Here is a 15424-nt window from a genome sequence, read left to right as displayed (position 1 = left end):
ACTTTAAGATAAACGTAAATCCAGTGGCGTTTTGCTTTTTTCGCCACCAATTTCTCGCGCTAATTTAGGAACTAGATAACCCGAAACTTGAGTTAATACGCCTGATATTATTTCTCTTGCTCTGTCATCGGAGACATAAAAATGCGCAGCGCCTTGGACTTTATCTAATACATGTAAGTAGTAAGGTAATACACTCGCTTGAAATAATGCTCGGCTTAAATCCACTTGAGCTTCAATATTGTCATTAACGCCCTTTAATAAGACACTTTGGTTTAATAAGGTTACGCCAATGTGTTTCAATTTAGCCAACGCTAGATTTAATTCTTGATTGATCTCATTGGCGTGATTGATGTGCGTTACCACCACCACTTGTAGGCGTGTGTTTTGCAATGTGTCACATAAATCCTCAGTGATCCTAGATGGGATCACCACCGGTAAACGGCTATGAATACGCAGGGTTTTGATGTGGTCAATTTGGCTGATGGCTTCAATTAGCCACTGTAATTCTTGATCTTTGGCCATTAATGGATCGCCGCCTGATAAGATCACTTCATCCAGTTCTGGGTGCGAAGTAATATAATCAAGGCTAGTTTGCCATGCCTTCTTGCTGCCTTTGTTGTCTTGATAAGGAAAGTGACGACGGAAGCAGTAACGGCAGTTTATTGCGCATCCTCCTTTTACGATCATCAAAACGCGGCTTTTATATTTATGCAGCAAGCCTGGTATTTTATTACTTTGCTCATCTAAAGGATCGTCTGAATAGCCATCATGGATATTAAACTCTTCATGTAATGGCAGAACTTGGCGCAGTAATGGATCGTGTGGGTTGCCTTTTTCCATTCTATCGACAAAGCTTTGTGGTACGCGTTGAGCAAAAAGTTGACGAGCTTTCATTCCTTCAAGCCATGGTGTTGGATCAATATCGAGCTGATTGAGTAATTCTAATGGATCCGAAATCGCACCATTTAATTCAGATAACCACTGATTTTGGCGATTTGAATCGGTTTTTACCGGTATTTGTGTGAAAGAAGAGGTGGATTTTAGGTGGTTTTGCTCAACAGACTCGACTTTTCGGGTTATGATATGCGGCATTGAAATTAACTCAGAAATCTGTAAGAGGACATCATGGCTACAGTTAGCACTAATGAATTTAAAGGCGGTTTAAAGTTCATGTTGGATAATGAGCCTTGCTCAATTCTCGAAAATGAATACGTCAAGCCGGGTAAAGGCCAAGCGTTTAACCGCGTGAAATTGCGTAAACTTTTGTCTGGTAAAACGTTAGAAAAAACATTCAAATCAGGTGAAAGCTTTGAACAAGCAGACGTTGTTGATGTTGAACTTGGCTACTTGTACAACGATGGTGAATTTTACCATTTCATGAACAATGAAACCTTCGAGCAACTTGCCGCCGACACTAAAGCCGTTGGCGATATGGCTAAATGGTTAGTTGAAAATGACGTTTGTACTCTAACGTTGTGGAATAATACTCCGATCACGGTCACTCCACCAAATTTTGTTGAGATTGCGGTAACAGAAACCGATCCTGGCCTAAAAGGTGATACTCAAGGTACTGGCGGCAAACCGGCGACTTTGAGCACTGGCGCAGTCGTCCGTGTTCCATTATTCATCACTATTGGTGAAGTGGTAAAAGTAGATACGCGTACTGGCGAATATGTGGGTCGCGTTAAGTAATTTTCTTTGTAATTGAAAATTGAGTAATATCGATACTAAAAAGCGAGTCACTTCAAATTAAGTGACTCGTTTTTTTTGTATTACGCATTACATATCTATTCTTTTTGTGAATATTATTGTGTTGATTGTATTGATGGATTATATCTAACGGCTTAAATTGGAGTGTTTTTAATTTTAAGGATATTTATGAAAAAGGTTTTACCATTAGTTGCTATTATTTTGTTCATTTCAGGTTGTACTTCTACCAATCTTGCTTCTATCCAAGACCCTAAACTTGTTTTGCCTACTGATATTAGCCATATGAAAACAATGTGTATTTTTGATAATATCCCCAATCTCGATTATGAAAATATTCGAGATTTTAAGGCTGGCAAAGGAACATATGGATCCGTTGCTAATATAATGCCTAAGTTTATTCATTATGCTGATAGATTGAATGCTAATACGGTTATTGACTTTCATGCGGGTCAACGTTTTGGTTTTTGGCCTTGGAGGATTGTGCGACCAGTCGCGTATGGTACTGCTGTGAAATGGAAAAATAAAAGTGATAGTGAATGCAAATCACTTGGCGGTCGAGTATATGCAATTGAATCAAATAAACGCGTTTATGATATGACTAATAGTGAGCTGAACTAGACGATTAAAATGGATATTTAGTTAGATTTTTTTATATTTTATTATAAGAACTAAAAAGCCGACAATATTGTCGGCTTTAAATTTTTTTATCTATTCTTTATAGCAAAAAAATAAACACAATCGCTAAGACACTGACTAATGCGGCAAATGCATAACAAGCAATCTTGCCGATTAGACCTGTGTGGAATTTAAGATCATGCATGCCGTGGTGAACACGGTGCATTGCATGCCATATTGGTAGCGCAATCGAGGCGATTAAAAATAATGCGCCAATAAAGCTGCTAGCAAAAGTATGGGCTCTTAAAAAGTTAAACGTACCAATATCGAACACACCTAACGGCATTAATATGCCAAGCACTAAAATAGTGACGGGCGTGATCATGGCAAACCATGTGCCACCAGCGCCAAATAAAGACCACCAAATTGGCTCGTCAGAACGTCTTGGGTTTGGGTTAATCATGTCTATCTCCTACACCAAAGCCAATACAAACAATGAGATCACAGTAACTGCGCCCCATTGTGCGGCAATAATTACTTTCGGACTCAGTAGTTTACCTTTCACGCGGATCGGCATTACTTGCGGCATCATGCTAAAGAAGGTGGCTGCATGGAATAAGCTACCTGCTAGGGCCACGATGTTAATCGCGATCACCACTGGATTTTGCATGAAGTGTTGCCATTCAATCCAAGCTTGTGGGCCTTTCACTAAGCTTGCAAGGCCACATAGCATAAACAATGTGAACAAGATTAACGGTAGAACGGTTGCTTCACGAACCATGTAAAAGCGGTAGAACGGATGTTTGCTCCACCAAGTACGCTCGATAGTGCGAACATAAGGCTTACGTTTACTCATCCTAGATCTCCTCAGACTTAAACATAGAGATAACGAAATCCATTGAAGACTCTACTTTGCCTTGGTTTACCGCAGCAGCAGGATCAACATGTTTTGGACAAACGACTGAACAGTAACCAACAAAAGTACAACCCCAAGCGCCGTTTTCACTGTTGATCAGCTTCATACGCTCTGCTTTACCGTTATCACGGCTATCTAGGTTGTAACGATGGGCAAGAGTTAAAGCAGCTGGTCCAATAAATTCAGGATTTAAACCGAATTGAGGACAAGCGGCATAGCAAAGACCACAATTGATGCAGTTGGCAAATTGCTTATATTTTTCCATCTGCTCTGGCGTTTGTTTGTTTGGACCATCTTCTAGTGTGCGATCATTGCCTATAATGTAAGGCTTGATCGCTTCTAAACGCTCGATAAAAGAACTCATATCTACGATAAGATCTTTTTCGATTGGGAAGTTAGCTAAAGGCTCAATGGTGACACCTGTTGGATAGTCACGCATGAAACTTTTACAGGCGAGTTTTGGCACTTTATCGACCATCACGCCGCACGAACCACAGATCGCCATACGGCAAGACCAACGGTAAGATAGGTTTTTATCAAGGTGATCTTTGATGTAACCAATCGCATCTAAGATTGATGTTGTATCATCACAAGGAACGTCAAACGTTTGTAGGTATGGCGCGTCATCCATTTCTGGGTTGTAACGTGACATATGTACTTTTTGAGTGCGGGTCGCAGTTACTGACATTATTTAGCTTCCTTCGCTTCAGCGGCTTCTTTGACGGCAGCTTCTTCAGCAGCAGCGCCGTACAAGCGAGCTTTAGGTTGAGATTTGGTTATTTTTACTGCGCTGTAATCGATCACAGGCGCGGCATCCTCTTGATAGAAAGAAAGCGTGTGCTTCAAGAAGTTTTCATCATCACGAGTCGTACAACCCTCATCTAAGCGTTGATGAGCCCCACGAGATTCTCTGCGACGAATTGCCGATTGAGCCATCGCTTCTGCTACATCTAATCCGTAACCAATTTCAATCGCGTACAGTAGGTCGGTGTTAAACACTTGGCCTTTATCTTTAATGCTGATTTTCTTGTAGCGCGCTTTTAGTTCAGCCAGTTTATCTATGGTAGCTTGCATGGATGCTTCTTCACGATAGATACCACAACCGGCTTCCATTGAGTGGCCCATTTCTGTGCGGATATCTGACCAGCTTTCATCTCCTTCTTGATTCATCAGTGCTTCAATGCGCGCTTCAACCACTTGTATTTGTGTTTTGATGCTTTCTTCATTCCAGCCTTTGAATGCTTTCGCGCGTTCGGCGGCATGTTCACCAGCTACGCGGCCAAATACGACGAACTCCGCTAATGAGTTAGAACCTAAACGGTTTGCGCCGTGTAAACCAACAGAAGCGCACTCACCAACTGCAAATAGACCTTTAATCTGTGTTTCACATTGGCCATTGGTTTCAATCCCACCCATGGTGTAGTGCACGGTCGGGCGAATTGGAATAGGCTCTTTAGCTGGGTCAACGTTCACGTAAGCTTTAGCCAGTTCACAAATAAACGGTAGACGTTCATTGAGGTACTCTTCACCTAAGTGGCGTAGATCCAACATCACTACATCACCAAGTGGGTGCTTGATGGTGTTGCCTTTTTGTTGTTCATGCCAGAACGCTTGAGACACTTTGTCGCGAGGACCTAGTTCCATATATTTGTTTTTCGGCTCGCCAACCGGAGTTTCAGGACCCATGCCATAATCTTGCAAGTAACGGTAGCCATTTTTGTTGACGATAATACCGCCTTCACCACGACAACCTTCGGTCATCAAGATGCCCGTACCTGGTAGGCCCGTTGGGTGGTATTGCACAAATTCCATGTCACGTAGCGGTACGCCGTGACGATAAGCCATTGCCATACCATCGCCAGTTACGATACCGCCGTTAGTATTGGTGTGATAAACACGTCCAGCACCACCAGTAGCCAATATTACTGATTTTGCTTTAATCGCAACCAATTCACCTTCAGACATGTGAATGGCAACAATACCTTGTGCTTCTTTTGTGCTTTTTTCGCCATCAACAGCTTCTTCATTAACGAGCAGGTCAACCACGAAATATTCATCGAAACGTTTGATGTTTGGGTATTTGATTGAGGTTTGGAAAAGAGTGTGCAGCATATGGAAGCCAGTTTTATCGGCCGCAAACCAAGTACGTTCGATTTTCATGCCACCAAAACGGCGTACATTGACATCGCCATTTTCTTTACGGCTCCAAGGGCAACCCCATTGCTCCATTTGTATCATTTCGCGAGTAGAATTCGCGACGAAATATTCAACAACGTCCTGTTCACATAGCCAATCACCACCACCAACGGTATCGTTAAAATGGTTGTCTAAGCTGTCTTCTTCCTTGATAACTGCTGCTGAACCGCCTTCGGCAGCAACCGTATGTGAACGCATTGGATACACTTTTGAAATCAGTGCAACTTCGAGTTCAGGGTTTGCTTCTGCTGCCGCAATTGCAGAACGTAAGCCAGCGCCGCCGGCTCCGATTACTGCGATATCTGTGGTTATGACTTTCACAGTTATCCTCCAGAGTTGGTGTGTCCATGTCTTTCATGAGCACGATTGGAAAAATAGTTTCTATAACGTTGATCAGTATAAGTAACATTGGTAACTAAGAAATTGATCTGACAGGGTATAAGGTGTCAATACTTACCCCTAATTGGGTATATAAAGTGAAGGTTGTGAAGTGTGTTTTATGGTGTTTGAAAAATAAACATGAAGACATGCTTTTTATATTCGCTATTATCAATGTAGTTATTTTAATTAATTAGAATGGTTCTCATGAAAACAATCAAACAGGTGTTGCCGAATGCCATTAATATCTTATTGTTGGCGCTGATGGTATTGGCTCTGCCTAGCTATGCTGATGATGTTAAAAATGATAATAAGCAAGCAGAAATAGATAAAGAAAAGGCCAAAATGGCAGAGGACCCGACCAAGGTTGTGACTCAAGGTGGCGTTAGCTATGGCGGTGATCAATTAAAGTTTTCAGGTTCATTAGGTTTGGGGCCAGTAAATAAAATAAATGCTTCGGTTGATTCTGATGGAGATGAATGGCGTTTAGGCGGATCGTGGTTGTTTGATGTTGGTATTGTTAATGTCAACTTTGGTAAGAAAGAGTTTGATGATGGTTCAAGCCAAAATAACTACAGTATTGGTACTTTTGTGCCATTAAGTTATTTTGGCTTTACTCCGTGGGGTACTCAAGTTTTTTTAATGGGTGGGTATACTTATAATGATGGTGAGGTAGCTTGCTACAGTAATGAACAGTGCGGAACGGATAATATAGATTTTAATAATTTAACTGATGGAATTATGTATGTTCCTAATTCCAGTTCTTCAGGTTATTTAGGTACCTTTGCTTTAAAACCATTAACGGATAAGTGGCGGTTAATTGGGGTGGCAGCAGGATCATTAGGCTCAAATGATTATCACGGTTACCTATTCGCGTTAGGCACAGGTTATAGCATTACTAAGCGCCAATCCGTTGCGGCGTATGGTTTCTTACAAGATAATAGTTATGGCCATGATGAACAATTAGGTATCGTTTATAAATACCAGTTTAACTAATTGATTCATCTGCTATCTTTTGTAGCATATGAGCACAACATGTATACCAATGAAATAGCCTCGATGATTTTGATAATGCATTAAGGTTATTTTTTTGGGACCGCTTCTTGGTTATAGTTATCAGTTTAATTAAACTAGTTCTTTGACTTTTTATCTTCGAGTTTCTTATGCAGCAGTGGCAACCTTCAGCTTCAATTCCTCAGCTCCAGCAGCGAGCAAAGTTGATCCAACAAATTCGTGCATTTTTTGCTAGTAGAAATGTGCTTGAAGTCGATACGCCAGCAATGAGTCATGCGACAGTTACCGATGTTCATCTGCATACTTTTAAAACCGAATTCATAGGTCCGGATTTCGCGCATGGTCAATCTGTATTTTTAATGACCAGCCCAGAATTTCACATGAAACGCTTATTGGCGGCTGGTAGTGGCTGTATTTATCAAATCAATAAAGCCTTTCGTAATGAAGAAAATGGCCGTTATCACAACCCAGAATTTACGATGCTGGAATGGTATCGAGTCGGTTTTGATCACCATGATCTGATGGCTGAAATGGATGAGTTATTGCAATTGGTTTTATCGTGCCAATCATGCGAGAAAATGACCTATCAGCAAGCATTCTTACAAGTGTTACAAGTGTGTCCACTAGAAGGAAGCATGCAGCAGTTGAAGCAAGTGGCGACGACCTTAGGTTTATCGGATATTGCCGAACCTGAACAAGACCGAGATACGTTACTACAATTGTTATTTAGTATTGGTATTGAGCCGCACATAGGTAAAAACGTGCCAGTAATGGTTTATGACTTTCCTGCATCGCAAGCTGCCTTAGCCAAGATTAATCAACAAGATCCACGAGTTGCTGATCGCTTTGAGGTGTATTTTAAAGGCATTGAATTGGCGAATGGCTTCCATGAATTAGATGATGCCAAAGAGCAGCTTTCTCGCTTTGAGCAAGATAATCAACAACGATTGGAAATGGGATTGAAATCACAACCGATAGATCATCATTTAATTGCCGCATTAGACGCGGGTTTGCCGCAATGTGCGGGGGTCGCATTGGGTATTGATCGCTTAATTATGTTGGCGATTGGCTGCGATCACATCGATCAAGTTACGGCATTTCCGTTTCCTCGGGCGTGATTGGGGCTTACAAATATAAGATTAAAAATAATGAGAAATGGACAGATAACGCGTGCGGATATGCTCGATTAACAACCTAACATTGTTAGGAAGTTGTCGAGTGAAAGGATACACCGCATACACTCCCAGTTTTTTCCCAACCTGTTCAGGGAAAATATCGATTAACTCCCCATTACGTAGATCGTGGTAGACAAGGCAGCGAGGTACATAAGCAACACCATGCCCAGCTAATGCAGCTTTACGGAGTGCGGTCGCATTATCTGTAGAGAAAGACCCGGTCACCTTAATTAAATAATTACCTTTATTTCCCTTAAATTCCCAGTCGCAAGCGCCTGTTGTTTGGTAGGCGTATTGCAAGCAATTGTGTGTGGTTAAATCGCTTGGTTGAAGTGGTTTTCCGTTGCGAGCGACATAAGTGGGAGAAGCGCATACGACCCATTGAGAATCTAAAATATGGCGGGCAATTAAACTGGAGTCGTCTAAGTAGCCAGTACGAATAGCTAAGCCATAACCGCCTTCAATTAAATCAACAAATCGATTATCGAGAGACATATCGACCGTTAATCCTGGGTGTAAATTACAAAATTCTGCCACGGCATCCGCTAAGATGAGATCGCCAGAGATGGTCGGTACTGACATTTTTATATGACCACTGATATTTTCGCCCAATCCCGCTACGGCATCGATCGCTTCTTGAGTGGCGAGCTTCACATTTATCGCACTTGTCAGCAGTGCTTTACCTGCTTCGGTTAGCGTCAATTTGCGCGTTGTTCGATATAATAGCTGTACTCCTAACTCCTTTTCTAATCTTGTTATTCTTTTGCTAACTACTGAATTTGTAAGGTTATTTTTATCTACGACCTTAGTGAAGCTCCCCAGCTCGACGACCTGAGCGAATAAAATTAAATCATCAGCTTTCATTGATTAAACCTATTTTGGAAAGAATGAAATTCATTATTTCCCTAAATGCACAAAATAAAAAGTCCTATATTCACTCCGAGTTAACAACTTGTTCATAAATTATAAAAATAACGTGAAACGAAGCTCACTACTTAATTCGCACCCTACACAGGCGAATTAAGACATCAATCAAGATTAAGAGCTTAACGACAAGGAAGCAGTCTATGAATGATTCATTATTAGCCATCATCGCATTTTCTCCCATAGTGGTAGCTGCGGTTCTTTTGGTTGGTCTTAATTGGCCAGCTAAAAAAGCCATGCCAGTTGCATTTGGGTTAACAGTTTTGGTTGCTTTGACTTTTTGGGATATGTCAGCCAATAGAGTGATTGCATCGATATTGCAAGGATTAGGGGTCACGATAACGGTGTTGTGGATTGTGTTTGGAGCGATCCTGTTACTCAATACTTTAAAATACACAGGAGCTATTACGACTATTCGGAATGGTTTTATCGATATTTCACCCGATCGCCGAGTTCAAGCCATTATTATTGCTTGGTGTTTTGGTTCGTTTATTGAGGGGGCTTCTGGATTTGGTACGCCTGCAGCTATTGTGGCTCCACTGCTTGTCGCGATTGGTTTTCCTGCGCTGGCGGCGGTGTTAATGGGGATGATGATCCAATCAACACCGGTTTCTTTTGGCGCAGTTGGCACACCTATTTTAATAGGTGTGAGTAAGGGGTTAGATACCCATAATATTACCGAAACTTTAGTGTCTCATGGCTCTAATTGGGATACATACCTACAACAAATCACCTCAACCGTCGCATTGACTCATGCGGTTGTGGGAACATTGATTCCTGTGCTTATGGCAATGATGCTGACTCGTTTTTTTGGTCAGAAACGTAGTTGGACTGCCGGATTGGATATTTTGCCATTTGCTTTGTTTTCAGGCCTTGCCTTCACGGTGCCTTATGCGATAACCGGAGTGTTTCTTGGTCCTGAATTTCCATCGTTAGTGGGCGGGCTATTTGGATTGGGCATTGTGGTTACCGCAGCAAAGTTCAATTTCCTTGTACCTAAAACCACTTGGGACTTTCCTCAAGATAAAGATTGGCCCGCCCAATGGTTAGGTTCATTAAAAATGAATCTTGATGAGATTAAAACCAAACCGATGGGCTTGGTGTTAGCGTGGTTGCCTTATTTATTGTTAGCCATCATTTTAGTATTAAGCCGTGTGAATAAAGACTTTTTGGGCTGGTTGCTAAGCATCAATGTGTCTTTCAATAATATTTTAGGTGAAGCCGGAGTGAGTGCCTCTATTGCACCTCTTTATTTACCTGGTGGAATCCTAGTTTTTGTTGCTTTACTCGCGGTATTACTGCAGTCACGTAGTTTGGCCCCGATGGGAAAAGCATTGGGCGAATCTACCAAGACGTTGATTGGCGCTGGATTTGTACTGGTTTTTACCATTCCAATGGTGCGCATATTTATTAACTCTGGCGTGAATTATTCGAATTTAGCCAGTATGCCAGTTATGACTGCAAACTTTGCCTCGAATGCGGTTGGCGAGGCTTTCCCCGCTTTAAGTGCCACCGTTGGTGCGCTGGGAGCTTTTATCGCTGGATCCAACACGATTTCTAATATGATGTTTAGTCAATTTCAATTTGAAGCTGCACAGACGTTGGGCATATCCAGTGTTGTTGTTATTGCTTTACAAGCAGTCGGCGCGGCAGCAGGTAATATGATTGCTATTCATAATGTTGTGGCCGCTTCGGCAACGGTAGGTCTACTTGGACGAGAAGGCATCATTTTACGCAAGACCATTATACCGACATTTTATTATTTGGTGGTGACTGGTGTGATCGGAATGGTATTGATTTACGGGGTCCACATGACCGATGTCTTGATGGTATCCCCATAATATCGATTTATAAATTAGAAGATTAAATGAGTAATCGCTGGCTATGGAATGTGAATAGCCAGCTCTTTATCGGAGAAGCCCATGCGTATTTATCCTGCAAAACCGAAAAAGGTGTATTTCTACGCCACTTGTCTTGTGGATGTATTTGATCCAGAGGCAGGTCTTGATGCCATGACGTTATTAGAACAACAAGGGATCGATGTCGTTTTTATTGAAAAGCAAACATGCTGCGGTCAGCCTGCTTACACTTCCGGTTATGATGATGAAGCGAAACAAATCGCGCTAAGCCAAATCGCACTGTTTCCCAAACCTTACCCGGTGATTGTGTTATCCGGCTCTTGTGGTGGAATGATGCATCATCATTATCGTCGTTTATTTAAAGAAGATAGCCACCAAGAAAAGGTGGGTGAATTTTGTGATCGCGTATTTGAGCTAACGGAATTTTTAATTAAAGTGTGCAGAATTCGCTTGGAAGATCAAGGCGATCCTATGGCGGTAGTGATGCATACTTCATGTGCAGCTCGTCGTGAAATGAATGTACATGTTACCGCCACACAGCTTATCGAACAGTTAGATAATGTGGATCTACGAATGCAAGGCTATGAAAGTGAATGTTGCGGTTTCGGTGGCACATTTTCTGTTCGTCATCCGGATATTTCGGCCGCCATGGTGGAAGACAAAACGCATCATATCCTTGAAACCAAAGCCGAAACACTCGTGAGCGCCGATTGGGGGTGTCTGCTGAATATTAACGGCGCTCTTGAATATCAAGGGCAGGCGATGCGTGGACGACATTTAGCGAGCTTTTTATTAGAGCGTACGCAAAGGAGCCCATCATGAGTCAGTCACCGGAGCATTTTCATGCGCAAGCAAAGGTAGCGCTTGCCGATCCGCAATTACGTGCCAATTTTAGGGGCGCGATGGATTACCTACAGGATAAGCGTAAAAGCGTTTTTCCTAATGCCACAGAAGAAGCGGACATTCGAGATTTAGCGGAATCTATTCGTCAGCGAAGTTTACGAAAACTCCCGGAATTACTTGAGCAACTTGAAGCTAACTGTATTAATAATGGTATCCAAGTTCATTGGGCGTTAAATGCAGAAGAAGCCAATCAGATTATTGCCAAGATTGCGGAGCGTCATCAAGCCAAGATGATCATCAAAGGTAAATCGATGGTCAGTGAAGAAGTAGAACTTAATCATGAGATGGCGAAGCTGGGCATAGAATGCCTTGAAAGTGATATGGGTGAATACATTGTTCAGCTTGATGGCGATAAACCATCGCACATTATCATGCCGGCTATTCATAAAAACAAACAAGAGGTCAGTGATACTTTTGAAAAGAATCTTGACGATTTCAAGCCGACAGTCGATGTTGATGAATTGATCCAAACTGGTCGAACGCGTTTACGTCAAAAATTTCATGATGCCGATATTGGTTTGTCTGGTGTGAACTTTGCGGTCGCCCAAACGGGCACATTATGTTTAGTTGAAAATGAAGGCAATGGCCGCATGTCGACGACCATTCCGAATGTGCATATTGCGATCACGGGGATTGAAAAAGTCGTCGAAAACCTGGCTGATGTACCGCCACTGTTTAGTGCTTTAACTCGCTCAGCTACCGGACAAGCGATCACCACTTACTTTAATATGATCACATCACCGAGAAAGCCAGGTGAAAAAGATGGGCCGAAAGAAGTACATTTAGTGCTGCTTGATAACGGTAGAAGCCAAGCCTATCAAGATGAAGAGATGCGTAAAACCTTACAGTGTATTCGCTGCGGCGCCTGCATGAATCATTGCCCTGTGTACACAAAAATTGGCGGTCATGCTTATGGCACGGTTTATCCGGGGCCAATAGGAAAGATCATTTCACCGCATCTTTTAGGCTTAGATAAAACGAAAGATTTAGTGACGGCGTCAAGTTTATGCGGGGCGTGTGGTGAGGTGTGTCCGGTTCGGATCCCCATACCTGAAATGTTGCAGCGTTTACGACGTGAAGCAAAAAATGATCCCAAGCCGAATACTGCACCAATTCAAGGGCAAAAATCAGCAGCGAGTCGTAGTGAGCATATTGCGATGCAAGGATTTGCTTATGCGGCTTCTCACCCCAGTCTCTATCATTTTGGAACCGGAATGGCGACAAAATTTCGCTCATTCATGCCTAGCAAAATAGGGCCTTGGACTCAATGTCGAACTGCGCCTAAATTGGCTAAGCAATCACTGCACCACATCATGGCTCAACGCCATAAACTTAGCGGGGAACAATAATGACGACTTCTCGTAACCAGATTTTAGAGCGTTTAAAAATGGCAAAGGTCAGATCACAGGTACAGAAGGATATAGCGTTTCACCCTTGGGGAAGTGATGAAAAAAAAACAAATGAACAGAAAATGACTCGATTTTGCCAGGCTTTGAGCGCAAGTCATGCTGAGATTAAATCCATCCATAGTGAGCAGCTAAGCCAAACATTAAATCAGTTGAGCGGTGAGAAGGGATGGAAAAAGGCTGTCATTGGTACGCAAGGAAAATGGCACCATGCTTTTCAACAAAGCCTTACCGGAATTGATGTGAAAAAATTTAGTCAGGAGATAGAAGGTTGGAAAACTGAACTATTTACTGATATTGATGTTGGTATTACACATGTTCTAGCGGGGATTGCGGATACTGGAACGTTGGTATTATGGCCTACACCACAAGAACCAAGAACTTTATCTTTAGTGCCGCCTTGTCATGTTGCGGTTATTCATGCTTCGACCTTACATCATCATTTTTTGGAAGTTATGGCGGTACAGAATTGGGCGGATAACATGCCAACCAATGCGTTGTTGATTTCAGGACCCTCTAAAACGGCGGATATCCAACAAACGTTGGCTTATGGGGCTCATGGGCCCAGTGAGCTAATCGTCGTGATTTTAGAGGATCAATAAGCCGTTTCTTAGCTGACTAAAATACTGGTTCCAACGACTGCCAGCACCGCACCCATCCATGCAAAAGGAGAGGGGCGTTGTTTGGTATAGATCCAAAGTAACGGTAAAATCATAATCGGGGTGGTGGAGGATAATAGTGCCACCATGCCGACATTGCCTTTTTGTAGGGCGTATAAAATTAATGTCATGCCAAACACCATTGCTAGCAGACCATTAATAGCCGTGATACCTAAAATTCGCCAGTTAATGCTTTGCAGCGGTTTGGCAATGTTTGCGCCAGTTGCTCTTAATGTCAGATGTGCAGCAAAAGCGGTGATCATTCGAATCGCAGAAGCGGCCACTGGATCTGCGGCGGTTTCCATGACGGGCTTGGCGATGATTCCTCCCATTGCTTGGCAAAATGCAGCTAATAAACCTAGTCCTATCGCGATATGAATTTTGCCTTGAACGGCTTCCCAAGTATGTTGATTTGCTTGCTTACGGCCAAAGAAAATAGCTATGACGACACCTGAAAAAACCATGGTGGCTCCGAATAGCTCTTTTCCACTTAAGGTTTCATGAAATAACCAATACCCCAGAATCGTTGAAAATACCGCATGGCAAGAAAATAATAATCCTGCTTGCCGAGGTCCCATACGATTCATGCAGGCAAAAAGAGCGGTATCACCAATAAATATTCCAACAAAACCAGACAGAGCTATCGGCAATATGTGAGTTGATTCTATGCTTGCCCAGCCACCAATAAACCATGCCAAGCTCGTGAGCATGATTGCTGTACAACCCATGCGCCAGCGACTATAAGCAAATGAACCTAAATGACGCGCAGGAGTGACCGATATTAAGCTAGAAATTGCCCATAAAGCAGCAGAAGTGAGGGCTAGCCATTCGTAGGTCATAGTGATTGATCTTCCTTGAAAATGTTGCTTTGTTACGACCAAATGGCGTGTCTAATTAAAGTGGATTATTGCCACAAAAATGAGCTAGGTTGGGGATAAAGTGCAATCGCATTGGCGGGACAATCACAAAACACACCATCCACACCAATATCAGACAACCATTGCCAATCTTCGGGTTGATTGACCGTATAGACAAATACTGATAAGCCGAGTTCTTTGGCATGTTGGACATAGTCTTCATCGATAATATCAAGATCTAAATTGATACTAATAGCACCGAGTTGAGCTGCAAAGGCCGCTTTATCAATGCCCTTAGATGCGGTAAGTGCGCCTAGAATCCATTGTGGTTGTTCTTCTTTTATTTGTTTTAACCAATCATGCTTAAAAGAGGAAATGATTAACTGTTCGAGTTGGAAATGACATTGAGCAAGGGCAAACTCAAGATGATGATAAAGCAAATCAAAATGCTGTACGCTTTTCAGTTCAATATTTAACGCACATTTCCCATCAATGAGTTGCAATACTTCAATTAATGTCGGAATGCTTTCCGTTTTGGCGACTTTTACTTTCTTGAGTTTTTCACTACTCAACCAATGCAGTTTTCCAATATGGTCGGTGGTGCGGTTTAGCCATTTATCGTGGATAACCCAAAACTGACCATCATGCTCATGTACATCGATCTCAATGGCTTGGCAGCCGGTATCTAAAGCCGCTTGGATGGCAGATAAGGTATTTTCAGGATGCGTTGAACGAGCGCCGCGATGAGCAATGATGAGCATAACAGAGAGCCATGATATTGAGGTTAAGAGCTTACATCATAAGTAGATAGC

16 protein-coding genes are annotated in these 15424 nt (G+C 42.3%); 8 read left to right on the top strand and 8 right to left on the bottom strand.

The window, feature by feature from the left end:
• Positions 1-3: 3 nt before the first annotated feature.
• On the bottom strand, positions 4-1092 hold the full coding sequence (gene epmB / locus HC725_RS08165; protein WP_190331329.1) for an EF-P beta-lysylation protein EpmB: 1089 nt from the start codon (positions 1090-1092) through the stop codon (positions 4-6).
• Positions 1093-1125: 33 nt separating this feature from the next.
• On the opposite strand from epmB, the gene efp reads away from it, so the two are divergent.
• On the top strand, positions 1126-1692 hold the full coding sequence (gene efp / locus HC725_RS08160) for an elongation factor P (protein WP_190331328.1): 567 nt from the start codon (positions 1126-1128) through the stop codon (positions 1690-1692).
• A gap of 186 nt (positions 1693-1878) precedes the next feature.
• Entirely contained in the window at positions 1879-2328 is a 450-nt protein-coding gene (locus tag HC725_RS08155) for a hypothetical protein (RefSeq protein ID WP_190331327.1), read from the top strand.
• A 97-nt stretch (positions 2329-2425) separates the two neighbouring features.
• Here HC725_RS08155 and frdD read toward each other — a convergent pair whose 3' ends face one another.
• From frdD to frdA, 4 genes are read right to left on the bottom strand one after another with little or no spacing between them, the layout of a single operon-like run.
• Positions 2426-2788, bottom strand: a complete 363-nt coding sequence (frdD, locus tag HC725_RS08150) for a fumarate reductase subunit FrdD (protein WP_190331326.1) — start codon at positions 2786-2788, stop codon at positions 2426-2428.
• Between the two features lie 9 nt (positions 2789-2797).
• Positions 2798-3181, bottom strand: a complete 384-nt coding sequence (frdC, locus tag HC725_RS08145) for a fumarate reductase subunit FrdC (protein WP_190331325.1) — start codon at positions 3179-3181, stop codon at positions 2798-2800.
• A gap of 1 nt (position 3182) precedes the next feature.
• The gene (locus tag HC725_RS08140; protein ID WP_190331324.1) at positions 3183-3929 is read right to left on the bottom strand and encodes a succinate dehydrogenase/fumarate reductase iron-sulfur subunit; all 747 of its coding nucleotides are present in this window, start codon (positions 3927-3929) and stop codon (positions 3183-3185) included.
• Positions 3929-5758, bottom strand: a complete 1830-nt coding sequence (gene frdA, locus HC725_RS08135; protein WP_190331323.1) for a fumarate reductase (quinol) flavoprotein subunit — start codon at positions 5756-5758, stop codon at positions 3929-3931. The genes HC725_RS08140 and frdA overlap by 1 nt, the downstream gene beginning before the upstream one ends.
• A gap of 264 nt (positions 5759-6022) precedes the next feature.
• On the opposite strand from frdA, the gene HC725_RS08130 reads away from it, so the two are divergent.
• Together HC725_RS08130 and epmA are read left to right on the top strand one after the other, a co-directional pair.
• Positions 6023-6811, top strand: coding sequence for a hypothetical protein (locus tag HC725_RS08130; protein ID WP_190331322.1), 789 nt, complete (start codon positions 6023-6025; stop codon positions 6809-6811).
• 167 nt (positions 6812-6978) lie between these two features.
• On the top strand, positions 6979-7947 hold the full coding sequence (epmA, locus tag HC725_RS08125) for an elongation factor P--(R)-beta-lysine ligase (RefSeq protein WP_190331321.1): 969 nt from the start codon (positions 6979-6981) through the stop codon (positions 7945-7947).
• 21 nt (positions 7948-7968) lie between these two features.
• On the opposite strand, the gene HC725_RS08120 is transcribed toward epmA, so the two are convergent.
• Positions 7969-8868 (bottom strand): LysR family transcriptional regulator, encoded by a 900-nt coding sequence (locus HC725_RS08120; RefSeq protein ID WP_190331320.1) that lies wholly within the window; start codon positions 8866-8868, stop codon positions 7969-7971.
• Positions 8869-9071: 203 nt separating this feature from the next.
• On the opposite strand from HC725_RS08120, the gene HC725_RS08115 reads away from it, so the two are divergent.
• The 4 genes from HC725_RS08115 (at position 9072) to HC725_RS08100 (ending at position 13698) form a co-directional block, all read left to right on the top strand.
• Entirely contained in the window at positions 9072-10769 is a 1698-nt protein-coding gene (locus tag HC725_RS08115; protein WP_190331319.1) for an L-lactate permease, read from the top strand.
• Between the two features lie 81 nt (positions 10770-10850).
• Positions 10851-11609: a (Fe-S)-binding protein gene (locus HC725_RS08110; protein WP_190331318.1), complete on the top strand. Its 759-nt coding sequence runs from the start codon at positions 10851-10853 to the stop codon at positions 11607-11609.
• The gene (locus HC725_RS08105; protein WP_190331317.1) at positions 11606-13039 is read left to right on the top strand and encodes a LutB/LldF family L-lactate oxidation iron-sulfur protein; all 1434 of its coding nucleotides are present in this window, start codon (positions 11606-11608) and stop codon (positions 13037-13039) included. The genes HC725_RS08110 and HC725_RS08105 overlap by 4 nt, the downstream gene beginning before the upstream one ends.
• Positions 13039-13698: a LutC/YkgG family protein gene (locus tag HC725_RS08100; protein WP_190331316.1), complete on the top strand. Its 660-nt coding sequence runs from the start codon at positions 13039-13041 to the stop codon at positions 13696-13698. Before HC725_RS08105 ends, HC725_RS08100 begins: the two co-directional genes overlap by 1 nt.
• A gap of 8 nt (positions 13699-13706) precedes the next feature.
• Here HC725_RS08100 and HC725_RS08095 read toward each other — a convergent pair whose 3' ends face one another.
• Positions 13707-14594 (bottom strand): DMT family transporter, encoded by an 888-nt coding sequence (locus tag HC725_RS08095; RefSeq protein ID WP_190331315.1) that lies wholly within the window; start codon positions 14592-14594, stop codon positions 13707-13709.
• A 65-nt stretch (positions 14595-14659) separates the two neighbouring features.
• Positions 14660-15373 (bottom strand): glycerophosphodiester phosphodiesterase, encoded by a 714-nt coding sequence (locus tag HC725_RS08090; RefSeq protein WP_190331314.1) that lies wholly within the window; start codon positions 15371-15373, stop codon positions 14660-14662.
• Positions 15374-15424: the final 51 nt, after the last annotated feature.

The organism is Vibrio sp. S17_S38, assembly GCF_014694375.1.
GTDB lineage: Bacteria > Pseudomonadota > Gammaproteobacteria > Enterobacterales > Vibrionaceae > Vibrio.
Note: the sequence above shows the minus strand (reverse complement) of the source record. Positions and strands in the feature narration are given on the sequence as shown.